Source organism: Nostoc flagelliforme FACHB-838, assembly GCF_014698065.1.
Taxonomy (GTDB): domain Bacteria; phylum Cyanobacteriota; class Cyanobacteriia; order Cyanobacteriales; family Nostocaceae; genus Nostoc; species Nostoc flagelliforme_B.
The window spans coordinates 1-24,205 of the sequence record NZ_JACJSI010000037.1; the positions used below are offsets into that span (position 1 = coordinate 1).

The 24,205-nt window shown below is 41.6% G+C and carries 23 protein-coding genes and 1 pseudogene; 11 read left to right on the forward strand and 13 right to left on the reverse strand.

Annotation, left to right across the window (positions count from 1 at the left end):
• From H6G97_RS18785 to H6G97_RS18800, 4 genes and pseudogenes are all read left to right on the forward strand, one after another.
• Window positions 1-144: pseudogene (locus tag H6G97_RS18785) on the forward strand (photosystem II D2 protein (photosystem q(a) protein)); the annotation flags it as partial.
• Window positions 128-1,519, forward strand: a complete 1,392-nt coding sequence (gene psbC, locus H6G97_RS18790) for a photosystem II reaction center protein CP43 (RefSeq protein WP_190942235.1) — start codon at window positions 128-130, stop codon at window positions 1,517-1,519. The pseudogene H6G97_RS18785 and the gene psbC, both read left to right, overlap by 17 nt.
• A gap of 131 nt (window positions 1,520-1,650) precedes the next feature.
• The gene (locus H6G97_RS18795; RefSeq protein WP_190942236.1) at window positions 1,651-1,836 is read left to right on the forward strand and encodes a PCP reductase family protein; all 186 of its coding nucleotides are present in this window, start codon (window positions 1,651-1,653) and stop codon (window positions 1,834-1,836) included.
• Between the two features lie 21 nt (window positions 1,837-1,857).
• Window positions 1,858-2,502, forward strand: coding sequence for a Uma2 family endonuclease (locus H6G97_RS18800; RefSeq protein ID WP_190942237.1), 645 nt, complete (start codon window positions 1,858-1,860; stop codon window positions 2,500-2,502).
• Window positions 2,503-2,515: 13 nt separating this feature from the next.
• Here H6G97_RS18800 and H6G97_RS18805 read toward each other — a convergent pair whose 3' ends face one another.
• Window positions 2,516-3,352, reverse strand: a complete 837-nt coding sequence (locus tag H6G97_RS18805; RefSeq protein WP_190942238.1) for an SWIM zinc finger family protein — start codon at window positions 3,350-3,352, stop codon at window positions 2,516-2,518.
• Window positions 3,353-3,925: 573 nt separating this feature from the next.
• Between H6G97_RS18805 and H6G97_RS18810 the strand changes: the two genes are divergently transcribed.
• Window positions 3,926-4,189, forward strand: coding sequence for a hypothetical protein (locus tag H6G97_RS18810; protein WP_190942239.1), 264 nt, complete (start codon window positions 3,926-3,928; stop codon window positions 4,187-4,189).
• 584 nt (window positions 4,190-4,773) lie between these two features.
• Here the strand turns inward: H6G97_RS18810 and H6G97_RS18815 are convergent.
• The 7 genes from H6G97_RS18815 to H6G97_RS18845 form a co-directional block, all read right to left on the reverse strand.
• On the reverse strand, window positions 4,774-5,160 hold the full coding sequence (locus H6G97_RS18815) for a DUF6174 domain-containing protein (protein ID WP_338421770.1): 387 nt from the start codon (window positions 5,158-5,160) through the stop codon (window positions 4,774-4,776).
• Window positions 5,161-5,681: 521 nt separating this feature from the next.
• Entirely contained in the window at window positions 5,682-7,253 is a 1,572-nt protein-coding gene (locus tag H6G97_RS18820) for a calcium-binding protein (protein ID WP_190942241.1), read from the reverse strand.
• A 928-nt stretch (window positions 7,254-8,181) separates the two neighbouring features.
• On the reverse strand, window positions 8,182-8,790 hold the full coding sequence (leuD, locus tag H6G97_RS18825) for a 3-isopropylmalate dehydratase small subunit (RefSeq protein WP_190942242.1): 609 nt from the start codon (window positions 8,788-8,790) through the stop codon (window positions 8,182-8,184).
• Window positions 8,791-8,872: 82 nt separating this feature from the next.
• Window positions 8,873-10,276, reverse strand: a complete 1,404-nt coding sequence (leuC, locus tag H6G97_RS18830) for a 3-isopropylmalate dehydratase large subunit (protein WP_190942243.1) — start codon at window positions 10,274-10,276, stop codon at window positions 8,873-8,875.
• A 427-nt stretch (window positions 10,277-10,703) separates the two neighbouring features.
• On the reverse strand, window positions 10,704-11,246 hold the full coding sequence (locus tag H6G97_RS18835; RefSeq protein ID WP_190942244.1) for a DOMON-like domain-containing protein: 543 nt from the start codon (window positions 11,244-11,246) through the stop codon (window positions 10,704-10,706).
• Window positions 11,243-12,361, reverse strand: a complete 1,119-nt coding sequence (locus H6G97_RS18840; protein WP_190942245.1) for a phosphotransferase enzyme family protein — start codon at window positions 12,359-12,361, stop codon at window positions 11,243-11,245. The genes H6G97_RS18835 and H6G97_RS18840 overlap by 4 nt, the downstream gene beginning before the upstream one ends.
• Window positions 12,362-12,624: 263 nt before the next feature.
• The gene (locus H6G97_RS18845; RefSeq protein ID WP_190942246.1) at window positions 12,625-13,929 is read right to left on the reverse strand and encodes a Tudor-knot domain-containing protein; all 1,305 of its coding nucleotides are present in this window, start codon (window positions 13,927-13,929) and stop codon (window positions 12,625-12,627) included.
• A 407-nt stretch (window positions 13,930-14,336) separates the two neighbouring features.
• On the opposite strand from H6G97_RS18845, the gene H6G97_RS18850 reads away from it, so the two are divergent.
• The 4 genes from H6G97_RS18850 to H6G97_RS18865 all read left to right on the forward strand — a co-directional run bounded on the left by H6G97_RS18850 (window position 14,337) and on the right by H6G97_RS18865 (window position 18,068).
• Entirely contained in the window at window positions 14,337-15,074 is a 738-nt protein-coding gene (locus tag H6G97_RS18850) for an RNA methyltransferase (RefSeq protein ID WP_190942247.1), read from the forward strand.
• A gap of 174 nt (window positions 15,075-15,248) precedes the next feature.
• Window positions 15,249-16,814 carry a serine hydrolase gene (locus H6G97_RS18855; RefSeq protein ID WP_190942248.1) on the forward strand — a complete coding sequence of 522 codons (1,566 nt, stop codon included), beginning with the start codon at window positions 15,249-15,251 and terminating at the stop codon, window positions 16,812-16,814.
• Window positions 16,815-16,899: 85 nt separating this feature from the next.
• A complete protein-coding gene (locus tag H6G97_RS18860; protein WP_190942249.1) occupies window positions 16,900-17,409 on the forward strand; it encodes a MarR family winged helix-turn-helix transcriptional regulator in 510 nt (169 codons plus the stop codon).
• Window positions 17,410-17,534: 125 nt separating this feature from the next.
• Window positions 17,535-18,068: a hypothetical protein gene (locus H6G97_RS18865; RefSeq protein ID WP_190942250.1), complete on the forward strand. Its 534-nt coding sequence runs from the start codon at window positions 17,535-17,537 to the stop codon at window positions 18,066-18,068.
• 63 nt (window positions 18,069-18,131) lie between these two features.
• On the opposite strand, the gene dprA is transcribed toward H6G97_RS18865, so the two are convergent.
• On the reverse strand, window positions 18,132-19,247 hold the full coding sequence (dprA, locus tag H6G97_RS18870; RefSeq protein WP_190942251.1) for a DNA-processing protein DprA: 1,116 nt from the start codon (window positions 19,245-19,247) through the stop codon (window positions 18,132-18,134).
• Window positions 19,248-19,345: 98 nt separating this feature from the next.
• Between dprA and H6G97_RS18875 the strand changes: the two genes are divergently transcribed.
• A complete protein-coding gene (locus H6G97_RS18875) occupies window positions 19,346-20,506 on the forward strand; it encodes an SGNH/GDSL hydrolase family protein (RefSeq protein WP_242054990.1) in 1,161 nt (386 codons plus the stop codon).
• Window positions 20,507-20,743: 237 nt separating this feature from the next.
• Here H6G97_RS18875 and H6G97_RS18880 read toward each other — a convergent pair whose 3' ends face one another.
• From H6G97_RS18880 to H6G97_RS18890, 3 genes are all read right to left on the reverse strand, one after another.
• Window positions 20,744-21,433: a YdcF family protein gene (locus H6G97_RS18880; RefSeq protein ID WP_190942252.1), complete on the reverse strand. Its 690-nt coding sequence runs from the start codon at window positions 21,431-21,433 to the stop codon at window positions 20,744-20,746.
• On the reverse strand, window positions 21,433-22,089 hold the full coding sequence (locus H6G97_RS18885) for a DUF2301 domain-containing membrane protein (RefSeq protein WP_190942253.1): 657 nt from the start codon (window positions 22,087-22,089) through the stop codon (window positions 21,433-21,435). The genes H6G97_RS18880 and H6G97_RS18885 overlap by 1 nt, the downstream gene beginning before the upstream one ends.
• Before the next feature lie 147 nt (window positions 22,090-22,236).
• A complete protein-coding gene (locus tag H6G97_RS18890) occupies window positions 22,237-23,040 on the reverse strand; it encodes an SAM hydrolase/SAM-dependent halogenase family protein (protein WP_190942254.1) in 804 nt (267 codons plus the stop codon).
• 106 nt (window positions 23,041-23,146) lie between these two features.
• Between H6G97_RS18890 and pirA the strand changes: the two genes are divergently transcribed.
• The gene (gene pirA, locus H6G97_RS18895; protein WP_190942255.1) at window positions 23,147-23,302 is read left to right on the forward strand and encodes an arginine synthesis PII-interacting regulator PirA; all 156 of its coding nucleotides are present in this window, start codon (window positions 23,147-23,149) and stop codon (window positions 23,300-23,302) included.
• Window positions 23,303-23,623: 321 nt separating this feature from the next.
• Here the strand turns inward: pirA and H6G97_RS18900 are convergent, their stop codons facing one another.
• Window positions 23,624-24,067, reverse strand: a complete 444-nt coding sequence (locus tag H6G97_RS18900; protein WP_190942256.1) for a GNAT family N-acetyltransferase — start codon at window positions 24,065-24,067, stop codon at window positions 23,624-23,626.
• Between the last annotated feature and the right edge of the window lie 138 nt (window positions 24,068-24,205).

The window sequence follows — 24,205 nt, forward strand, 5'->3', positions numbered from 1 at the left end:
GCGGAAGACCCTGAGTTTGAAACCTTCTATACCAAAAACATTTTGCTGAACGAGGGTATCCGCGCTTGGATGGCTCCTCAAGATCAACCCCACGAACAATTTGTATTCCCTGAGGAGGTATTACCACGTGGTAACGCTCTCTAATAGACCAAATATTTTAGGCGGCACTGGACGCGACCAAGAATCCACAGGCTTTGCCTGGTGGTCTGGTAATGCGCGTTTAATCAATCTATCTGGCAAACTACTGGGTGCTCATGTCGCCCACTCTGGTTTGATTGTATTCTGGGCTGGAGCGATGACTTTGTTTGAAGTCGCTCACTTCATTCCTGAAAAGCCCATGTACGAGCAAGGCTTGATCTTGTTACCTCACCTCGCCGCTCAGGGTTGGGGTGTTGGTGCTGGTGGTGAAGTCATCGATACCTTCCCCTACTTTGTTGTCGGTGTACTCCATCTTATTTCTTCAGCTGTTCTTGGTTTTGGCGGTATTTATCATGCCGTTCGTGGCCCAGAAACCTTAGAAGAATACTCTTCTTTCTTTGGTTACGACTGGAAAGACAAGAACAAGATGACCAACATCATCGGGTTCCACTTGATTATTTTGGGATGCGGTGCGTTGCTGTTAGTGCTGAAGGCAATGTTCTTTGGTGGTTTGTATGACACCTGGGCACCAGGCGGTGGTGACGTTCGTGTTATTACCAATCCGACATTGAACCCAGCCGTTATCTTCGGTTATGTAATCAAGTCTCCTTTTGGTGGCGAAGGTTGGATTGTCAGCGTCAATAACTTAGAAGATGTGGTCGGTGGTCACATCTGGGTTGCCTTTATCTGTATCGCTGGCGGTATTTTCCACATCCTTACCAAGCCTTTTGCTTGGTCACGTCGTGCATCCATCTGGTCTGGTGAGGCTTACCTCTCCTACAGTTTGGGCGCTCTCTCTCTGATGGGCTTCATTGCCTCAATTTTTGTTTGGTTTAACAACACCGTTTACCCAAGCGAATTCTTTGGCCCTACCGGCCCAGAAGCTTCACAAGCTCAGGCTTTGACCTTCTTGATTCGTGACCAACGCTTGGGTGCTAACGTTGGTTCTGCCCAAGGCCCTACTGGTCTAGGTAAATACCTGATGCGCTCTCCAACTGGTGAAATCATCTTCGGTGGTGAAACCATGCGCTTCTGGGATTTCCGTGGCCCCTGGTTGGAGCCTCTACGTGGCCCCAATGGTCTTGACTTGGAAAAAATCAAGAATGATATTCAGCCTTGGCAAGCTCGTCGCGCTGCTGAATACATGACTCACGCACCTTTGGGTTCTTTGAACTCCGTGGGTGGTGTGGCTACTGAAATTAACTCCTTCAACTACGTATCTCCTCGCGCTTGGTTGGCGACTTCTCACTTCGTACTAGGATTCTTCTTCCTAGTTGGTCACTTGTGGCATGCTGGTCGCGCACGGGCTGCGGCTGGTGGTTTTGAGAAAGGAATTAACCGTGATACTGAGCCAGTGATGTTTATGGACGACCTAGATTAGGTTGTAAAGTTTATCCCATCACTGACAACTAAATAATTTAAAAGCTCTTGCGTAAAAGCAAGGGCTTTTTTTATAGGAAAATTAGTAAACCTATTGATTAAACTGAACGACTTACCAAGGTCATTAATATCATGAGCGATTCCAATTTTATAGATGCTTTACGATGGACATCTGAAGCTAAGGAAAAATTGCAAAATATTCCCTTTTTTGTCCGCTCTCAAGCTAAAGCCAGAATTGAACAACTAGCTCGTGAAGCAGGACAAGAGCTTGTTACCACTGATTTGGTAGAACAGGCTAGGCTTGAGTTTGGACAATAAAACATTCTGGAGGTCGTAACAATGACAGTCGCCAAAAATCGAGCAGACCGAGTAATGCTTTATGACATTAGCTGGGAACAGTTTGAAAATCTTCTAAAAGACTTGGGAGAGCATCGGGTAGTAAGGTTAGCTTACGATCGCACTACTTTGGAAATTATGACACCTTTACCAGAACGCGAACATTACAAACAGGTAATTGGCGATTTGGTCAAAGAAATCGCTGATGTACTGGATTTAGACTATGAAAGTTATGGTTCGACTACTTGGAAGCGAGAAAGCCGAATGGCAGGGGTAGAGTCAGATAACTGCTTCTATTTCCAGAATGAAGCTGCAATTCGCGGTAGATTGGATCTGGACTTGAGACAAGACCCAGCGCCTGATTTGGCACTGGAAATTGATGTTACCAATAAGTCTTTAAATCGTTTTCCCATTTATGCCCACCTGGGAGTACCAGAACTCTGGTGTTATGACTCTAGTGAATTAAAGATTTATCTCCTACAAAATGGGGAATATGTCGAGTCAGAGAACAGTTTAGTGTTTCCTACTTTAGCAATTCGATATCTCCCGAAACTGATTAAAGAAAATCGGGTAAATTGCAGACGGATAATTCGTCGGGCCGTGCGGGAATGGGTAAATATTGAACTACCCAATCAAGCTAATTCATAATTACGAATTACTATCAGCTTCCTCCCACATTCATCGCTGCTAAAAAAGCCTTTTGGCTTACATCTCTGTAAACCGTATTCAAATACTTCATTACCACATCACTCGAAGTTGAATTTACTGCATTTTCCTCTTCCTTCGCTAGGGGTATTGCTCCTAATACATCTAATACCATTTCGCTGGTAGATGGTGCGATCACTACCAAAGATGACTCTAGTGGCTCATTGTATTGCCAGAAAGAATCAATTTTTACCGAGTACTTATTATTAGGAATTGACTGTTGAATATCGGGCGTTTCTGTGGTGTTGGGTTGAATTTTGGCACTACGTAATTGACGTAAATCACTGATAATTTGCTCTTTAGTGCGTCCGCGTAATTGAAATAATACAAAGGGATCTTCACTAAAGCGATCGCCTAACTGATAGTACAGGGCACCAATGTGTTTACAGGGATTTGCTTTATCAGGACAAGAGCATTTACTCTGGACATCACCAAGGGTAAATGGAAATATTGAAAGACCATTAGCTGTGAACACTTCTTCTATATTTTGTGGCATTTCTCCTGCTAGTAGCTTGGCAGCAAAAATTGCCCTTTGGGACATGGTTTCAATTACATAACCCCATTGTTCATCGGTAAATGGTTCAAGGGAAAGGGAAACTTTATAGGGTTCTACTTCACTACCTTGCACCCTAGCTAATACTTTTGCACCTTTAAATTCGATGCTCAAAACATTTCCTTGGCGAGCATAATTTCTCGCACGTTCTAAACGCTTTTTAAAGCGATAGGAATCGAGTAAATCTAGCCATTGTTGTGACCACCATTCTCGACTTGCTTGTAATGTGTAATTAGTCATAATTAATTTAAAATTCCAAATTATGGAATGGATGGGTTGATCTAGTTTTGTGACAGTTATCTCAGACTATAGCGCTTATCATTGGGAGCATATCAGTTTCGCAAATATCTCTGTGTGTGCCGTTGTGACTATAGGAATGGCTTCTTCGTAGATAATTTTTACCTTAGAGGTAGCAGTTTCAGCTTGTTCTAAAGTTTGAGCAATTACAACTCCTAGATGTTGACCATCGTAGTAGATGTTATGGTCTTTTAGTTATATTTATTATCCCTCTTCTGGATCTAAATTTTCACGCGATTTCAAATTACCAACTTATTTGAGAAGTCGGTAATCTTGTACTTTAGTTAGAGCAAGTATTTGAATATAACTTATATAGTTTTTACACATTTCTGTTTGTGAATACATTTCCAGGATTTGATATAGTAATCTATTCTTATTATTTTCAGTTTATAAATGAAAACAAATCTAACTGATAAATTATCTAAACTTATGGTAGAAAAAGTTGCCATAATCGGTGCTGACCCAGGCGGTTTGGCTGCTGCGATCGCACTTAGAAGCTAAGGAATAGATGTTAAAGTGTACGAAAAATCACAAGAATTTCGTCTGATTGGAACTGGACTAGAACTAGCTCCCAATGGCTTGAACTTTTTAGATGCGATGCCTACGGCGGGCTGCGCCAACGCACCGGGAATTGTCGAAACCCTCAAAAGTTTAGGACACGAGGTTCACCACACGGTTTTAAAGAATATTCAAGGAGAAACAATTCGGGCTAACGCAACTAAATATTTAGAGCAATATGGACAACCATTACTGACTATTTGGTGGTATCGTTTAAAGTAAGTATTAGCATCTGAATTGCCATCTGACATCATTCACCTCAATCATCGCTGTATCGGCTTTGAGCAAGATGCAAACGGTGTGGAAATTCATTTTGATGGTGAAAAATCGGTATAAGCAGATTTGCGTACAGCTTTAAGCCATCTGTAAAAAGTTAAATTCTAGTCTGGTATTAGTAAAGTTACTTTGAGCACAACTAGCGCATAAATTTACACGAACTGCTAATCTTATCAAGTAATTTGAGCCTATCAGAAGTGACTGTTTTTAGTCAAGCCCTCAAACACAACAAATTCGTTGAATAATTGAGGATTACTTGCACAAAATCAACATAACTTAATCTAATTGTTAATTTTTATTAAAAGCTAATAGCTATCCAATACAATTCAGAATGAGCAAGAAAACCCAGATGTAGAGATGTGATTTATCGCGTCTTGAAAGACCAATTATCTATACCAATAATCCTTAACTCAAGCGTATTAGATCGCTATTAGCTTTTTGGGGGAAAGTGAAGTATTAAATCTCGCTTTGGAGTTGCTAATTTACCCCCATTTTTGGTCTAGATTGAGCGCAAATAATTAGTTTAGCGTCTACTTTTTAAGTTCCTGAAAATTCTCAATTGTCAAAAATATTTCTTCATCTGCTATTCGACTATCGTAATCGATATTAATTTTAGTTGGATAGCCGAGTTTAGCATTATATTCTACATCTACATTGTATGCTTTACGGTTGATAGCATCTTGAATCACATTAAAGAGTTCGGGAATTGTATCGTATTTTTGAAAGAATTGCGGATTAACTGGTTGACCTGTAGCTACAGAAGTGATAGAAGTTGGTTGACCATTACGTACTCGAATAACTACTGGACCTCTAGCATCTGTTATACAGAAACAACTGTTGCTAACTGTAATGTGATAGTTATAAATATTTGCCCGATCCCACAAACCCTTATTAAATCTTAACCGTCTTGAATTCAAGTTATTATTCGTTTGCGTTTGAAATTGTGTTTTTTCTGCGTTAGTTTCGGATATCACTGGTAGATTCAGACCTAGAGATAGTAATAGTGTTGCACTAATAAAGATAGGTAAACGCATATTGATCGATTTATTAGTTGTAAAAACTCTAACTATTATTATACTACAGCAAACTTCAATTTATTTACCAGAGGCTCTTTAAATAAACTTTCTCTTTTAATTTTTTAATTATTTTTTGTAGGAAAATAAACCTGCATTTTTAATAATACCCGTCCATCATCCAATTTTAAAAACATAAATTAGGAACTTTGCCTTTGAGCGCCCAAAATTGCCTCTTTGTCCAAAGCAATCGCAGCAACTCTTAGGTTTTTCGTATCTATCTGGATTGAACTGTATAATCCTCCCCGTACTTGAAGTATGAGGAGGATTAAATTATCTCTAATTAGCAATCATCAATGTTGCTAATTAGGATTTAGCTGCAAGCTTGAAGATATGGCTTAGTTTCTATAGATTTTGAGAGATGTTTACACAACGATCTCAAAGTCTGTAGTTGCTAATACTGGTGGGGCTGTGAATGGCTTGTTATCGTTATCAATGGTGGCAAACAGACTACCTGTGCCAAAGCCTGGTGATGTCAAGTTTTGGTTGAAGAACAAGTTGCCAGTTCCAAGACTGTAAGTAATGAGTCCAGAGCTAGTTGCAGCTGCTACATCATTAGCTACTATCTTAATTTGAGACAGATCATTAAGTCCGACAAAAGTTGTCTTATCTAGGACAATTTTGTCATAAGTGCGGCTGAAGTCAGTAATTTTATCTACACCCAGATCAGCACTATTGAACCATGCGCCTGAGTTGAACACAAAGCGATCGCTACCAGCACCACCTGTGAGAACATCGTTACCTTTACCACCTTGCAAGATATCATTACCAGCATCACCATAGAGGCTGTCATAGCCAGCACCACCTGTGAGGATGTCATTCCCTTCACCGCCAAAGCCTGTCAACGGTGTAGCTGTACCACTACCATCAAGCAAGTCATTGCCAGCCCCGCCTGTGAACCATACCGCATTTACCCCTGTTCCTGCCAGACTATTGACATCAAGGATGTCATCGCCTCCACCACCATTGATTTCAAACCTTTCTGCGGTATCCACAGTCAGGGTGAAAGGAACTAGATTGAGCCGATCAAAGATTGCTCTGCCTTGAGCATCCTTTTGCAGGCGGAAGTTGTCTCCTACAGCTGCGCCGTTAACCTCAACCACGTCATAGCCAGCGTTACCGCTGATTCTGTCGCTTCCGTCACCATTGTTCCAGATGAGTCGGTCGTTGCCGTTTCCGCCGATGAAGGTGTCGTTGCCCCGATTTCCGACTATGGTATCGTTCCCGTCCCCACCGGATAAAAAGTCGATGCCATCACCACCTAGTAACAAATCATTACCAGCATCACCATAGAGGTTGTCATTGCCAGTACCACCTGTCAGGCTGTCATTCCCTTCACCGCCAAAGCCTGTCAACGGTGTAGCTGTGCCACTACCATCAAGCAAGTCATTGCCAGCCCCGCCTGTGAACCATACCGCATTTACTCCTGTTGCTGTTAGGTCGTTGACATCAAGGGTGTCATCACCGCCACCACCATTGATTTCAAACCTCTCTGCGGTATCCACAGTCAGGGTGAAAGGAACTAGATTGAGCCGATCAAAAATTGCTCTGCCTTGGGCATCTCGTTGCAGGCGGAAGTTGTCTCCTACAGCTGCGCCGTTAACCTCAACCACGTCATAGCCAGCGTTACCGCTGATTCTGTCGCTTCCGTCACCATTGTTCCAGATGAGTCGGTCGTTGCCGTTTCCGCCGATGAAGGTGTCGTTGCCCCGATTTCCGACTATGGTATCGTTCCCGTCCCCACCGGATAAAAAGTCGATGCCATCACCACCTAGTAACAAGTCATTACCAGCATCACCATAGATAGTGTCATTACCAGCGCCACCATTGAGGGTGTCATTTCCAGCCCAACCACTGAAACTATCATAAGCGGCATCACCAGTACCTCTATCTGCTCCATTGGTTGGCCCTGGGCCTGGAATCCAATTTACTGCCATGATTAATACTCCTAATTCTTAATGTTTAAGTGAACAATGAGTTACTAGTACTTCATTTCTAAGAAAATAGTAAAAGTACTAGTTTCTATCTACAAACTGCAAAACTTATAGTTTTTAGCTGCTAAGTATTACTTCAGAGATATGTCCTTCTTTTACGCAGAATATTGGTTTCTGTAAAATTTCTTTACTATGAGCTTTGTAGGCAAACCTTACTATCTTCTGACTTTTAACGTCATGTAAAAAATAAAATCGGCTCCTGAATACCTTGCGTAAACTAGGTTTCAACTTATTAAATAATTTTTGCTAAAGTTCAAATGAATGTAAATAGCTTTCAATAGATGACAGTATCAAATAGTAACCCGTGTTTATGCTGTAATTCTAATAACAAAAGCAAAATATTTAAGCAGTATTAATAACTGAGTCTTTATCTAAAGTATTTAAAACTGCTAGCTACCTCAAAGTCGCCACTACAAATCAATTTATGCAGTTAGTTACTAATTGTTTTTACTGAATTTAAAGCATTTATTTTTGCATTTACTTTCAAACAAGTATCTATCTAATAAGTAAAATATAATACTTTAATCAATACCTTCACCAAAAAAAGAGTATGAAGAGAGAGGGGTGATGTAGTAAAGTTCTGGTCTTCCAAAACGACAACTCAAAATCCACAAGCAGCCTATGTTCAACATCCTATGACTGTTACAATGCCTGCTACCGCAGATTACACTAGAATGATGCGATCGCTTGAATTGATTCTTTTCAGTAACATTTCCCGTCTTTAACCAATAGGTTTGGGCTTAACCCAAGCCTATTGGTTAATAACCCGTAACTTGGGGTGATGATTCAAGTTTTGATGTTCTTACGGAACGATTATAAAATTCTCGGTATTTCCTCATTCCCTAGCTGACAACCAGGGAACGAAAAAATATTAACTCGCGGCAAAATTGCCCCAACCGACGTAGGGTAATTTTGCCGCCGTTGTCCGAACTTGGTCAGCATTCGCCACTAACTGACCGCAAGCGTCCCAAGTCCCAGAAATAAATGTACTTCTTGTACCTTCACCGATCACAACTGGGGCTGTGTAATCACTAATTTGCACTTGCAAAGTTTCCAAATTCACCGTCACATCTGCTTGGGGATTGGCAGTAACTAAGTCTTGCAGTTGTTTAACAGTAACAGCATCGGCTGTCAGACAAGGTATACCCATTGCCACACAGTTACCGAAAAAGATTTCAGCGAAGCTTTCACCGATTAAAGCTTGGATTCCCCATTTTGCGATCGCTTGGGGTGCATGTTCTCGTGATGAACCACAGCCAAAGTTACGGTTGACTATTAAAATCTTTGCACCTTGATATTGGGGTTGGTCAAAGGGATGTTCACCTTTAAGTGCTGTCCGGTCATCAATAAATACACCTTCGCCTAATCCATCAAAGGTAACGGCTTTTAAATATCGCGCGGGTATGATGCGATCGGTATCTATATCATTCCCCACTAAGGGTATACCGCGCCCTGAAACTGTTTTAACTTCACTGACCATAAATTTTATAGAAAACAAACCGCAAAGAACGCAAAGGAAAGAAAGAAAAGTTTAAGAGATTTCTCTATGCTAGGAAGTGGGGTTACAGCAACTCACGCACATCAGAGACTTCGCCTTTAATCGCAGCAGTGGCCACCATCGCCGGACTCATTAACAACGTCCGACCGGAAGAGGAACCTTGTCTTCCTTTAAAGTTGCGATTAGATGAGGAAGCACTGATTTGTCTTCCTTGTAGCTTATCGGGATTCATAGCTAGGCACATAGAACATCCCGGTTCACGCCATTCAAATCCAGCTTCTTCAAAAATTTTGTCCAGTCCTTCAGCTTCCGCTTCTTCCTTTACCCTTTCGGAACCGGGGACAACGAAGGCTTTGATTCCCTCTGCAACGTGGCGACCTTTGGCGATTTTCGCCGCTTCCCGCAAATCAGTAATTCTGCCGTTGGTGCAACTACCAATAAAGCAGACATCTATTTTAGTACCCTTAATGGGTTGACCAGGATATAAATCCATGTAGCGGTAAGCTTCTTCGGCAACAAATCGGTCTTCTTCCAGCAGTTCTTCTGGCTGAGGCACTAACTGGTTGATACCGATACCTTGACCAGGAGTAATTCCCCAGGTGACAGTAGGAGGAATTTCAGCCGCGTCGAATACGACCACATCATCGTACTCGGCATCAGCATCGCTTTTGATGGATTCCCACCAAGCTACTGCTTGATCCCAATCTGCACCTTTGGGAGCAAAATCTCTACCTTGCAAGTAATTGTAGGTGACTTTATCGGGGTTGACATAGCCGCATCTGGCACCACCCTCGATCGCCATATTGCAAACAGTCATTCTCTCTTCCATGTTCATTTGCTCAAAGGTCGTACCTGCAAATTCGTAGCCATAGCCCACACCACCTTTAACGCCGAGGGTGCGGATGATATGCAGGATGACATCTTTGGCGTAAACTCCAGAGTTGAGAGTGCCGTTAACTTCAACTTTGCGAACTTTCAGTTTGGAGAGGGCGAGAGTTTGGGAAGCGAGAACATCCCGGACTTGACTAGTACCGATACCAAATGCGATCGCACCAAATGCCCCATGACTCGAAGTGTGACTATCTCCACAAGCGATCGTCATTCCTGGTTGGGTCAGCCCAAGTTCTGGAGCGATGACATGAACTATACCCTGACTGCCAGAACCAATATTGTAAAAAGTTATGTTATTTTCTCGACAGTTATTTTCGAGCGCCTGAATCATTTCCTCTGCCAAGCTATCGGCAAAGGGACGCGCCTGATTTTCTGTAGGCACAATATGATCGACTGTAGCAACGGTACGCTCTGGAAAGAGTACTTTTAGTCCCCTCTCGCGTAACATAGCAAAAGCCTGGGGACTGGTGACTTCATGAATTAGGTGAAGCCCAATAAATAGTTGCGTCAGCCCTGAAGGAAGTGTACCAACGGTGTGTAAGTCCCAAACTTTATCAAACAGGGTACCTTTGCTCATACGTCAATCAATATTTAAACAGTCCGGCCTCAACATAGTATCAAAAAAAAGTCTAGGTTTAGCGGTATCACCAAATTCTCAAGCGTAAGGATGTCATTACTCAAATATTTAAATACCGCAGCAACAGATGCACGCCAACAGAAATCCTGTAGCCAAGTTCAGCCACGCCATAAATCTGCCATCTTCACGCTCTATCCATAAATACAGCGTATTTCAGGTAAATGAAGTACACGGGTAGGGGCACAACATGTTGTGCCTCTACGATTATCTGTACTTAATAATTAATTACTTAACTGTCTTATCTGTCCTTGCATTTTCGCTATAACGCTGAGAATATATGCTTTTATCTGTCAGACCACTTGATTAATTTCAGGAATCTGCATATTTCAATTTTCACATATTGTTTAAATAGATGGCTTGTTGTAATTTATCGCAACTCAATGATAAAGCTATCCCACAGATGAAAGTCCGCTTCTGCACCTTTATGAGTTAATGCCCAGTAAGTCACCTTACCATCTCTATCTTTAATAACGGTAGTAATACCAACTTCAATGGCTTGTTCTGCCAAAATAATTTTATCCAAATTAATATTTAAAGCCAGTGTTAAACTATCAGCTTGATTTTGAACGTTAAAGGGTAGCTTTTCAAAAGCTATTTCCTCTTGCATTCCTTGACGATACCCATGAAACCGATAGACATTCCAGTGACCGACGGGGGAAAGATTGAATTCCCAATACTGTTGAGAATCCTTGATGCCAAGAAAGAACTCAAAGCAGGTGTCTTCCCATAATTTATGCTGGCGTGATGGTGCATTTGATTCTGGAGCAATTGCAATTTTTTTTAAGTCGCCTTCAAGGGTATAGGAGATGGTAAGTTGATTAGCATTTCGAGCAATATTGCCTGCAATTTTTAAATTAGGAAAGGACTGGATAGAGAGGAAGGGTTGCAGAGTAAATGTTTGGTCGTTCATTTGATATCTTTAATAATGTTACGAATCTGTATTTCTTGAGATTCAATACTTTCGGTAAGCTTAAACTGGACGATCGCTCTTACCAAGTTATGTTCTGGATGCTTGACTTTGAAGTAGATATTCCCCGCTAAATAATCGGCAAAAAATCTCAGTCCTAGTTCAAAAGTAATTAAACGAATTGCATCATATATATATGCATAATCATTCTCCGTAAGAAATGCCTTGGCAACAGCAAGATAACCTTGTAGGATTTCTTGACACAAATCAGTGTCGAAATGAATACTTTCCCAATTCTCGGTTTCTTCACCAGCAAGATTGCAACCCGATCGCAGGCAATCACCAATATCGTAATGTACCAAACCGGGTTTAACAGTGTCGAGGTCTATGACGCTAACGGCTTGCTGGGTAACAGTGTCGAACATGACATTGTTGATTTTTGGATCGCCGTGCATCAGCCGCAGAGGTAGAATACCTTGAGATTTGGCATTTTCTAGGATATGTGCAAAGGATTGGCGATCGCTAACAAACTGCAAGCAATAGTTAACTTCAGAAGATTGGCTCACACTAGCTTTCGCCAAAACATCCTTGTAATGCTGGAGATAAAGCGGTGTAATATGAAATCCGGTAAGGGTGTCAGCGAGTTTTTCTGCTGGCAAATCGCTGATTAGATTGTGGAACATCCCCAAGGCATAACCAATTTCTTTCGCGTGTGAGCGATCGCCTATAGTATCAAAGGACTGAGAACCTTCGATAAAGCTAATTGCCCGCCAAAAGGAGCCATCTGCATCTTTCCAGTGATCATGAGCGTTTTTGGTTAATAGTACGCGTGGCACTTCCCAGCGACGATTCACGGGTGTGTGCTGTAACCGATGGCGAACATGTTTAGTGAAGGTACACATATTCTGCATAATCAGTTCTGGCTGACGAAACACCTGCGTGTTGATGCGTTGCAGGACAAAATGTTGTTCTTCTGAGGAATCTATAGTCACCAAAAAGGTATCATTGATATTACCACTTCCCAATGGTTTAACGGCTGTAACCTTCCCCAACTGGGCAAATTGGTTAGCGATCGCGACTAGATTTTCTGCGCCCTGTGTATTGAATTCTTCTGTCATCTGTATTGACCTGCACTACTCCTTACATACATTGCACAAAGGCAATAGGGGATATCGTAGCGCAAGTGTCAAGATAATTTGTAATTCGTAATTCGTAATTCGTAATTCGTAATTCGTAATTGATTACCAAACTGTCAATTATGAATTTTTCAAAGTACTAGAACAATTCTAAATCCATTCGTGAAAAACAAGATCCCCGACTATTTTGAAAAGTCGGGAATTTGCGGGTTGCAATTTTCGTCAACCCCGTGCTAATTCAACAGTTAGGAAATCTCATCGCTATCAACCCACTCGTCATAGGATGAGTCATAACCAATGTAACTAACAAAGTATTGCTGACCTTGGATTTGCTGAATCGTTGCAGAATACCAAGCTTCTTGCTCTTCATCCCAACATTTTACCTTTTGACCGACTGCATATCCATTGTCATCAGCAGCGCGAAGATCGCGAGTCCGAATCTCATCTTCGCCTACCCACTCATCATAAGATGAACCGTAACCAAGGTAATGAATAAAGAATTGGTCATCTTGGATTTTCTCGATTGTTCCCTGATACCAATCTTCATCCTCATTATCCCAGACTTCTACTGTTTTGCTAACTTCATACTGAGTTTTATCTGATTTAACAGCAGATGAGACATCTTGAATCGGCTTTTGCTCCTCTAGTTTAATTTCCTCTTTTACTAGAGTGTATGCTTGCAAAATCAACCTGCGTGCAACAGTTTGAATCCCTGTATGCTCGTAGTAATTGGTAGTTTGATCTAGGAATGCTGCAACCAAATCTAAATTATCATCAGCAATCTGAATAAAATTACCCAAATTACTAGAAATTGATTGCGGGGTTATGCCTGTCTTAGATACTAAGTTATTCATCCAGCCTTGCACAGAGTTGAAACTCTGATTGATAAAACCAAGTTTATCAGAAGGATTACTGCCTGGAAGAAAGTTATTAACGGCTAAAAAAACCGGATTTTGAGTGATTACGTTAGCATCAGTACCACTAATAACCCCGTGAATTTTGCTAAGGAAGTCGGGGCCTAATGGTAGAATTCCATCTAGACAAACTAGAGCTACCATCCGCATCAGGGATGCATCTTGATAGTTGTTAGTCAAGGAATTAGCAAATTCTTGGGGATTAGGTTGAGGAATGCCATTTAATTTGCAAAAGGCGATGATTTCGATAGCTATTTTGAGTACCAAGTCAATGGATTGAGTGACATCAGCTTTAGGAGTAATTTTGCCTAAAAAAGAGAGAAAGCCAATTTTCTCACTAACTTTATTTGCTAAAGCTGCTGCTGCCATAGCTGTGTCTGCCTTATCAATTGTTTGATAAAGTTTGATTGCAAATTGGTAGCCTTGTTGAGAATCTTGGTAGAGAACAACAGCGCGATCACGAATTTTCTGGATTACCTTAGCATCGGTTTCGCCAGTAATGGTGCGAATATTATTGTCAAATCCCGTCAAATTGCTCCATTCACCTGGTGCTACGTAATCAAGAGCCTTTAAAACTTTGACGGTGATATTGTCAGCTGGTAATTCGTCAACCAACTGAATAATTGATTTATCCATAAACCGATCCTCAAAACTCAAAATATTGTTACAACACGGTTCAGATCAGCCCAACAACCCACAGTAAGACTTTTTCTGGACGGCGCTGGACGAATTACTGAACCGTATTTATAGAGTTCCCCGACCTCAGCAAAAAATAACGATATTAGTAACAGGTGCTACACCTAAAGATATTGCACAGGCGATCACTTACTTGAATTGCTTGCTCTAATCCTCCAAGAACCATCTGTAGCAAGAAGAAATAACCCCTTCCTGCTCCCTGCCTCCTGCCCCATTTCCTCTTCCTGACCATCGGGAGGTATGTACTTACAAAGTTACAATGATGTCAAGGAAACTTGTCAGCAAAACAGAATAATGCTGAAATTTAGCCTAAAAATATCTTATGGTACGATCGCAGGAGGCAAAAAATGAGCTTGGCTGGATTAAGAATTGTTTTGGTAGAGCCAGCTGGGCCGATAAATATCGGAGCGATCGCCAGGGTAATGAAAAATTTTGGGCTATATCATTTAGTATTAGTGAACCCCCAATGCGATCCGCTATCGACGGAAGCTTTGATGATGGCTGTTCATGCTCAAGAAATTTTAGAATCTGCGGTATTAGTGCCGACCTTACCAGAAGCATTACATGGATGTGTCAGGGCGATCGCTACCACTGGTCGCGTCCGCAGTTTGGAAACACCTCTAGAAAATCCCCGCACTGCACTACCCTGGTTACTGGAGGAACCAGAAAAACCCGCAGCATTAATTTTTGGCAGGGAAGACCGGGGATTAAGCAATGAAGAATTAAATTATGCACAGCGATTTGTTGGCATTCCCACAAGTCCAGATTATGTCGCCCTGAATTTGGCCACTGCTGTGGCAATCTGTTGTTATGAATTGTCACAATGTGCCCAACCTGACACTGAAACCTTACCCCAAACTGAACTCGCACCAATAGAAGTTGTGGAAGGATATTATCAGCAATTAGAATCACTATTACTGAAAATTGGTTATGTATATCCCCATACCGCAGCTAGTCGCATGGGAAAATTTCGACAACTGTATAATCGCGCTCACCTAAAAACTAAGGAGGTAGCGATGCTGCGAGGAATTTTGCAGCAGGTTGAATGGGCCCTTGAAAGTCAGAGGGATGGTGAAAAGTTGTAATTATTTGTTTAACATATACGCAATCATCCCCCAAAATATTTAATATGACTTAAAGTAAACACAAAATGCTACTTAGTGGCAAAGTGTAATTTAAGTATTAATATTGCTTTTAAAGATTAAATTTTGGGTCAAGAGTCTGCAAGAAAACAGTCAAGTGGGTCACAAGGAGTAACGGTGTCAGAGTCAAGTGACGAACTAACAGGTTTCTCGCGGCGTCAGCCCTTAAATCGCCGCCAGCCGCCACAAAAAGTTCAAAAAGTGGTAAAAAAGAAAGTTAAAGCTAACAGCCAGCAGCAAACTACGAATGGACGAGAAGGAGCGCTAACACGCCCAAAAAATCCGATTAGTCCTCCCCCAATCCCTGGTGCTAGACGTAGGGTAAAATCGGGGTTAGTTATGCCAGCAGCAGTAAAACCAATACCTAATGTAAAGGGGATTCCCCCCTTTCGACCAGGTGCTGTGATGGTCAAAACAGTGCGGATGGAAAAGCCAAAAATGGGCAGGCGCTCATCGCCAAAGACGCGGTTAAAGCCAATGGCGAAAACCATGCTGTATATTGTGCGGTTATTGATTGTGGGTGTTGGCATGGGTGCCATTGTGGGTACTGTGTTGTCAGTATTAGACCCAGCTACTCGCGTCAGTACTAATTCGCCGCAGCAATCTAATAGTAATGTGGTGCGATCGCAGCCACAACCTACCCAAACTCCCCCAGCCGCAGCTTCGACGAGCCTATATTTATCTCAGGAAATTGCCTCTTTGAAAATTGCCGTGCAAAATTTGGCGGACACTAACCCAAATCTTACACCCGGAGTTTTCTTAGTAGATTTAGATACTGGTAATTATGTAGATGTCAATGGCTCTAACAGTTTTCCGGCGGCTAGCACAATTAAAGTACCGATTCTGATTGCCTTTTTTCAGGATGTGGACGCGGGGAAAATCCGCCTCGATGAAATGCTGACGATGGAACAGAATATGATCGCTGGCGGTTCGGGTAATCTGCAATACAAGTCAGCAGGAACTCAGTATGCTGCTCTAGAAGTCGTCACTAAAATGATTACAGTCAGCGACAACACGGCGACAAATATGCTGATTGCTAAACTGGGAGGAATGGACGCTTTAAACCAGCGTTTCCGCACTTGGGGATTGACAACCACGATGATTCGCAATCAACTCCCAGATTTACAAGGGACAAACACCACTAGTCCCAAGGAACTAGGAAATTTGATGGCGATTGTCAGTCAGGGAAGTTTAGTAAGTATGCCATCACGCGATCTCATGCTCGATATCTTGCGTCGCACCGAGAGAAACACTCTGCTACCATCGGGTTTGGGAACAGGAGCGAGAGCATATCACAAAACGGGCGATATTGGCACAATGTTGGCAGATGCAGGTTTAATTATTGTTCCAACTGGCAAGCGCTACGTTGCCGCTGTCATGGTACAACGCCCCGGAAACGATCCTCGCGCCGAAAAACTAATTAGCTCAATTTCTCGTGCTGCCTACGAAGAGTTTAGCAAGAATGCGGTTACACCCAACAGCACTACAAACACCATACCTACAAATGGTTATCAGCCCCAGGTGATGAATCCTGTTTTACCCAACGGTACAGCAGGCACAATGCCTATGAGTATTTATCAGCCTCCGATTGTGAGTCCTGTACCCAACGGCATGGGAAGTATTGTACCGACTAACGGTTATCAATCTCCAGTTATGAATCCGCAGTATTACCCTCCAAGATAATTTAGAATTTTTTAATGTAGAGTTGCCAAAGCAAGATTTATTAAGGCAGCATATAGTCAGTTAGTCAACTAATGCGTGCAAATATATGTTTGTTTCTCCCGAAACCCCAGCAAAGCATGAGTTAGAGGAACTTGCCGCGCACTTTCCTGAGCTAAATATTCCCGCAGTAGAAACTTGTTTAACCTTTTTGAAAACCACAGCCCTTGTTTATGCGGCATTGGATACCCATTTGGCTCGCTATCAGTTGTCTATGGGTAAATTTACAGTTCTCATGCAATTATTCCGAACAACGGGTCAGCACTTAACACCTTCAGAATGTGCTGAACGTTCTGGTGTAACTCGTGGAACTATCACTGGATTATTAGACGGTTTGGAACGGGATGGATGGGTGAAGCGACAACCACACCCAGAAGATAGACGCCGTTTAATGGTGCAACTGACTGAGCAAGGGCAACAGAATTTGACAAAGATGCTGCCAGATCATTTTTGTCGAACTACTGGACTGATGGCTCATCTGAGCCTTACTGAGCAGAAGACATTGATACAACTCTTGTCTAAGTTACAAGCAGGAGTACCAGCGATGCGAGGTTTTTAGCTCAAACAGGTAAATACTTTTGAAGTTAGAAAATTTTATCCTATTATAATAAGGAGCCATATTATATGGAAGCTAATTAGTTTTAGCTGATCTGCCATTGTTCGTGCATCAAATCTGGAGACTTTATGCTCAAACTTAACGTTAAACAGAAAAACTGGTTGCTCTCTGCTCATGTCGCTTCTGGTAGTATTTGGTTTGGCTCTGCTTTATGTATGGTTGTCATTGCGTTGAAGAATGCCAATATTACCAATGGTGACGAACTGTATGCGATTAACACAACTTTGAAATTGCTTGATGATTTCGTGGTTATTCCCTCTGCAAACCTGTCTTTGTTAACAGGAGGACTCCTCTGTTGGCTCACCATTTGGGGATTCTTCAAACACTACTGGGTAATTGTCAAATGGATTGCGACACTTACTTTGATTGTGGTAGGAACTATATGGCTAGGCCCGTGGGTTAATGCAGTGACAGGTATTTCAGATGTGGCGCGGGAGCAAGCATTGAGCAATCCACTGTACATATTTGACCAGAATGGAGTCCTTATAGGTGGTGCAACCCAAACTCTCTGTATACTTGCCATCATCGGCATTTCGGTTATCAAACCTTGGGGTAGAAGAGTGGTGAAATCTCAAGAGGCATCTACCTCTTCAAACAGCTAGAAAAATCCAAAGTACGATCGCTACCAGCTTTTTGTTTTTAAAGCTAAATTATACTGTTGTGTTTTAACTTTTTTGATACCGCATTCCTGGTAGTTGCGAAACAAAACCCATAAGTTCCAACTGTAATAAAGCGCCGGAAACTGAGCCAGCAGCCATGCCGGTTTGTTGGACAATAAAATCAAAGGGTAAAGCTTCACTTGCGATCGCATCCATTACCCTTTGCAATTCTGGTGATAAAGTTGGTATTAACTGCTCTGGTGCTGTAGAAGCCTCAATTGCATCAATTTGTGGTATTGCTCCTAGCATTGTTAACAATTCGTCTAGTTCTTTAAGAATGAACGAAGCTCCCTGACTCAGTAATTTTAAACACCCTTGGGATGGATAATCGTCTAGTCTTCCAGGTAATGCATAGACATCTCTACCAAATTCATTTGCGTATGTGGCTGTAATTAACGCACCAGATTTTAGCGGCGCTTCTATTACTAGGATGGCGCGGCTTAAACCTGCAATAATCCTGTTGCGACGGGGAAAGTGAGTGCGATCGGGTGGGGTTTTGGTGGGGTACTCACTTACAACTAATCCAGCCGTCAAAATTTGCTTGTACAAATCCCGATTTTTATGTGGATAAATAACATCTACACCAGTTCCTAAAACTGCGATCATGCGTCCACCTGCTTTCATGGCGGCACTGTGGCTTTCTGTGTCAATTCCCTCAGCCATACCAGAAACAACGGTAAAGCCATTTTTAGCCAAGGCTGTACTAACTTGGCGAGCCCAACGGATACCATATTCTGAAGGTTGGCGTGTGCCGACAATCCCAACCATCGGTTTTTGTCCGAAATTTTCTTGGAGTTCGACTTCACCGCGATAGTACAAAATCGGCGGTGGACTTGGAGTCTCCAGCAGTAAGCGGGGATAATCTGCATCAGCTGGTGTCCAGAAATGAGAGTTTTCCTCCTGATGCTTGGTAAATAGTTGTTCTGGCTGCAAACGCGATCGCTGTTGTACTACTTTTTCTAGTGTTTGCAAACCAAAACCCTCTACTTCTGCCAACTGAACTTTAGTGGCGTTCCAAGCTGTTGCTAGCGTACCAAAATGCTGTTGCAGCCGTCGCAGTAATACCGGGCCAATTCCAGAAATTTGTGCCCAAGCTAGCCAATATGCACCTTCTTCTACCACTGTTCCATCCTCACGCCTACTGGATTGAGTATTCCCAAATTAGGCTTGGGTGTTAATGCTGAGGGAGAATAGGTTAGTCCAACTGTGCTAACCTACTCTTGACTATTTCACTATCTTCTGTGATGAAATATTTCTATCGTCTGCTAATAAGCCTATCCGGGTGCTTAATATTTTTACTGGTGCATAGTGGCCTTGGTTTATTGCCTAGTTTGGCAGCCGAAAAAGTCACTGTCAGATACGGATTGTTTGAGCAATCGATTCCGGTGGCAGATATACGCAACTATGGCGAGACGCAAAAGGCTTCTAGCGATTTGCAATCTTTCTTAGATTACCTCAGCGCTAAAGAGAAAGAGAAGTTTCAAGATGCTCTGCAAGTGAAAATGTCTCTAGATATTGTGGCTTTAGATAAACTGCTAAATACAGGAATGGGCAAGCAAATTTTATCTTTTGCATCCCAAGCGATCGCCCGTCGCGATCAAGCCAGTATACAAGCCCTACGATCTGCCATGATCATAGGAGCAAGATCACCAGAAGGTTTAGGAATAACTACCTTTCTAGAAGCTTATCCCAGTAATCAACTAGTTGTTGATGTGTCAAAAATTTCTAAACTAGTTGGTATGGCAAATTCATCTTCTAGTGCTGCTGATGCACCACCAAAAGATAATGTAAGTTCTTCACCTTTAGGCAAAATTGCCCTGCAATATCAGACACTCGCCGCCCAAAATAAACAGTTTTCAGGTTGTTTATTTGGCGATTCTATTTCAGCCGGACTTGGTAACACACTTGGGAGCGGTACTTTTAATTTTGGGTTAAATGGACTGAGTACAATTTCATTACTGGAACAACTGAAAATTTTAATTCCTACTAAGGTGAAATGTGAAAAAGCCATTATTGCAATAGGTGGAAATGATGCTTGGTATGGAGCTAGTGATGAGTTGTTTAGCAAAAATTTACAAGAAGCGATCGCACTAGTCCGCACAATGGGAACTAAAGAGATTTTTCTAATCCCGGCTTTTTATTCTACAGTTGCAGCAAGCTCAGATCCAACTGTAGCAGCCCCACTGTCTCGAGTTGAACAAATTAATGTTCTGATTAATCAAGTTGCTGAAGCAGAAAAAGTACCAGTCGCAGCATCAGGATTAGCACCCTTGTATGAAAATAATGTTCTTAAAGATAATTTGACCAGTGATGGTGAGCATCTGAATGCAGAAGGTCTAAAAATTTATCGGCAAGCATTATTACAAATTCTCGGTAAGTAGTTGAACTAGGGACTGGGACAATTTTGATGGGGATTCAAACCCCAACCAAATTGGGAAAAAGACTCTTTCCTAGTTGTAGGGGCACGGCATGCCGTGCCCCTACGAGTGTACCTCACGTAAACGAGAAACAAACCGCCAAGAGCACCTTCGCGTTGGCGAAGCCTCTCGTAGAGAAGCGTATCGAAGAGAAGAAATAATAAATTAAGAGATTTGGCGCAGCTTCATAAAGAAACAGTATTAAGCTTTCCAATTCAAAAATCTTGCATAAATATAAGCTATGCCTTCATCAATAATTGTTCGCACACCTGCGCTGGAAACCCACCATTTTTCTGGATTGTAATCTTGCGTTTGAGCAGCAATCACACCAACTTTGATATTAGGATTCAGTAATTTTTTGAAAAGTAGCCAACTCCTACGAGTATGAGCATCCAATGAAAAAAGATTAATTGATTTTATCTGTAAATTTGAATTGGATAGCCAACGATAAAATTCAGCAGCAGACGCATAGCTGCGATCTTTAACTACGAAAGGTGTAGGAACAGCTACCACTTTTTCTGCTTCTAAACCGAGTTTTATCAAAGTGGCGGCTGTCACTTCTGCAAAGTTATTATATTTGGTAAGATGGCTTCCTTTTCCTAATGAGCCTCCGGTAGTAACTATTTGACGATAAGAACCGATTTTAAATTCAGCCAATGCTTCCTCTACAGCATAATCTGGTAGCCATCCTTCGACAATTAATACTTCTGCTGATTTGATCGGGGAAGTTACAGCAAGAAATGAGTGTACATGAGTAATGGCGAAAAATATTAAATAAACAATCAAAGCGATCGCAATCGCCCAGCCCTGAGCCGTAAGTGTCCAGATTTCTTGGCGTTTGATTAATTTGATTTTTGGAAAATTTTGACGCTGACGATTTTTTGTCCGCATTAAACCTTAGCTAAACGTTGTTCTTTCAAGTAAGTAAATACAGACTTATCTCCAATATCAGCAGGAATTGCTTGTACTGTCTTTCGCACAGCAAATACTAAAAATAACGTTGCCCAAATTCCTAATAAAATACTTTCTGCCTGAGTTGGTAAAATTCCTACTAAATGTCCTAACAATAGTAGCGGTACTATTGGGGTTAATACTTTAGTTTCCAGGCGATTGAAGCAAAAAGCCTCTTTAAAATAAATACCTGTCAACGCAACGAAGATAAAACCAATTCCGAATAAGGTAATCGGCTGATTGTAAACCGCAAGAGCCAAAGGTTCACTACTAGATAGTGCCAATATCACTGATGCGATATTACCGATTGCCCAAAAAATTTGTAACGTTCGGTGCAGTGATACCATGTAAATATGAATGGTAAATAAACTTACACCAAGAGCGAGACTAAAACAAGCATATAGAGGTGTTAGCGCAGTTATAACAGTTGGGGTATTGTTGAGTAAAACCAAAGCGCTGCCTATAGCAAAGCTCAGTGCTGCTACCATTAATCCAGCACGGTAGATAATTACGCCAGTGCGATCGCTTTGAGTAATTGTAAATTCGCCAAACTGACCTTGATAAACTTCTGGTGCAGACAGTGTTTGTGTAGTCATAGTTAAGAATATAATGATGATTCTCTAGTAGAGTACAACAGGAAATTGTTCAAGGGTTACTTTTATTATTATGGGCAATAAAACAAACTTTATGTCACCATTTTTAAAGTTACATCTTTCACCAGTTGTTTTATTGCAATTCAAGTGTTATACAAATAAAACTTGTAGTGCATCTTGTAAATTAATCTGTAACTGTGAGTGAGCATTGCCACGATTAATGGCAATTTCTACCCAGCCGTGACTGCCAACTAAAGCTATGATCTCTCCAACGTTGACATCACTATAAGTTTCACAGCCTGGGATACTCAACCCAGCGACTTGCACACACCAAGTTTTGCCTTGTACGTGAGTCCCTGCAATATTGCTTACTAAGTTGCCAAAGTGGTCAATATATTGAATGCAACCCGCTACACCATTGGTTGTTTGTTTGCAGTTGCTTATGTCCAGCTTTACCAAACTTGCTGGATCAATTTCTTGTCCCAGCTGTTTGAGGGGGACACCACTAGCAAGATTAGCTCCTACTGGTGCAAAGATATCTCTACCGTGAAAAGTTTTACTTGGTTGAGGAGTTCGCCAATAGTTAAGATTTGTGAGTTCAACGGCTGCGATCGCAGGACTTTGACTGAGTACTCCGCTAAAGATACCATTATCTGGGCCTACCAAAAACCCTTGAGCAAATTCTACTGCGATCGCTCGTCGCTTGCTTCCCACACCTGGATCTACTACTGCTACATACACTGTCCCAACGGGGAAATAGGCATAAGCATTCATTAGGCTAAACCTGGCTGCGGCGATATCTTGCGGCTGAATTTGGTGCGTTAAGTCTACCACCGTCAGTCTGGGGTTGATTTGGGCTATGACTCCTTTCATTATGGCGACATAAACATCGCGATCGCTAAAATCGCTCAACAAAGTTACGAGTGGTTGTTGCCCTATCTGATTCTGGGACATATTTCGGTCAAATTATATAAAAAATTATTTTCTGTAGCAACAGCTACAAAATATGTGTTATGTTAGGGATACAAGATAAAACGAATAATTAAAGCAGGTAATCACTATGAGTCAAAATAGACTACAAAGTGTAAGCAAATCACAAGAAGCTCACAGAGCGAATATTCAAAGAAGCCTAGAGCATCGCTTGCAAATAGCCAGAGCAAAAGGTGACGAACAGCTGATTCGTCAGCTGGAAGCTGAGATGAGATATTCCAGCTAAATCAAGTTTTCATTGTTCATAGTTTTGTTGTGTAACCCGCTACGGTGGGTTTTTTTTGTTTTGATATCATGTCCGGCTAATTAGTTACAGTTACCACATCTATGCAAAAATCGGAAAACCCTCTTTCCCCCTGCTCCCTACAATCTTAATGATTACTGTTGTCGTCGTAGTTGCTACCTGAACAATCCTACCGTATTGCGATCGCCACTGTAGTGCATTAAAAATTGTTAAATAGCCAATTTCTGGCGGTTGCTGTAAAGGCGAAACCCACCCATACCAGCAAAAAGCTCTAAGGCTTTGAGTTTGTTTGTTGTTATGCCACTATTGCAACCGCAAAGCATAATGGTAAAACTCTTCATTCTTAACGTAATCTCGCGCTTCATAGAGTTTTTGCGCCGTTATGTTAGAAATTTGAGTAGCTAAAATTACTCTAACGGCTCCACTTTCTTTTGCGTATTCTTCTGCAACACTCATCAATAGTTTTGCAATTCCCCTGCGGCGATGTGATTCTTCTACATACAAATCGTTCAATATCCATATTCGTTTCATCGAGACTGAAGAAAAACTGGGATAAAGCTGAGTAAATCCAACTAATTCTCCATTGTCATTAGCTGCAAATACTATCGAATCATTATTATTGAAACGTTCTTTGAGAAAGTCTTTGGCAGCTTCAAGGTTTGATGGCTGATTGTAAAAAACTCGATATTGATCAAATAATACTGAAATACCTTCAAGATGATTAATATTAGCTAAGAAAACTTCCATTGATTATCCTTATGATTTATATGCAATGCTGTTCTGTTAAGCTAAATGGTAGATGAAACTAAGAAAAATATTTGCTTTCTCAATTCAAGTAATTAATCGGCATTTTCCACCCTACTTGTACTGGAGTTACACTAGGAG

Bases quoted from the DNA above. Each gene is read 5' to 3' on its own strand.
- H6G97_RS18880 (WP_190942252.1), bottom strand. From the start codon at position 21,433: ATGCGGACAAAAAATCGTCAGCGTCAAAATTTTCCAAAAATCAAATTA.
- H6G97_RS18865 (WP_190942250.1), top strand. From the start codon at position 17,535: ATGCTCAAACTTAACGTTAAACAGAAAAACTGGTTGCTCTCTGCTCAT.
- H6G97_RS18835 (WP_190942244.1), bottom strand. From the start codon at position 11,246: ATGAACGACCAAACATTTACTCTGCAACCCTTCCTCTCTATCCAGTCC.
- H6G97_RS18900 (WP_190942256.1), bottom strand. From the start codon at position 24,067: ATGGAAGTTTTCTTAGCTAATATTAATCATCTTGAAGGTATTTCAGTA.
- H6G97_RS18890 (WP_190942254.1), bottom strand. From the start codon at position 23,040: ATGTCCCAGAATCAGATAGGGCAACAACCACTCGTAACTTTGTTGAGC.
- leuC (WP_190942243.1), bottom strand. From the start codon at position 10,276: ATGAGCAAAGGTACCCTGTTTGATAAAGTTTGGGACTTACACACCGTT.
- H6G97_RS18850 (WP_190942247.1), top strand. From the start codon at position 14,337: ATGAGCTTGGCTGGATTAAGAATTGTTTTGGTAGAGCCAGCTGGGCCG.
- H6G97_RS18840 (WP_190942245.1), bottom strand. From the start codon at position 12,361: ATGACAGAAGAATTCAATACACAGGGCGCAGAAAATCTAGTCGCGATC.
- leuD (WP_190942242.1), bottom strand. From the start codon at position 8,790: ATGGTCAGTGAAGTTAAAACAGTTTCAGGGCGCGGTATACCCTTAGTG.
- H6G97_RS18805 (WP_190942238.1), bottom strand. From the start codon at position 3,352: ATGACTAATTACACATTACAAGCAAGTCGAGAATGGTGGTCACAACAA.
- pirA (WP_190942255.1), top strand. From the start codon at position 23,147: ATGAGTCAAAATAGACTACAAAGTGTAAGCAAATCACAAGAAGCTCAC.
- H6G97_RS18800 (WP_190942237.1), top strand. From the start codon at position 1,858: ATGACAGTCGCCAAAAATCGAGCAGACCGAGTAATGCTTTATGACATT.
- H6G97_RS18860 (WP_190942249.1), top strand. From the start codon at position 16,900: ATGTTTGTTTCTCCCGAAACCCCAGCAAAGCATGAGTTAGAGGAACTT.
- H6G97_RS18845 (WP_190942246.1), bottom strand. From the start codon at position 13,929: ATGGATAAATCAATTATTCAGTTGGTTGACGAATTACCAGCTGACAAT.
- H6G97_RS18885 (WP_190942253.1), bottom strand. From the start codon at position 22,089: ATGACTACACAAACACTGTCTGCACCAGAAGTTTATCAAGGTCAGTTT.
- H6G97_RS18820 (WP_190942241.1), bottom strand. From the start codon at position 7,253: ATGGCAGTAAATTGGATTCCAGGCCCAGGGCCAACCAATGGAGCAGAT.
- H6G97_RS18795 (WP_190942236.1), top strand. From the start codon at position 1,651: ATGAGCGATTCCAATTTTATAGATGCTTTACGATGGACATCTGAAGCT.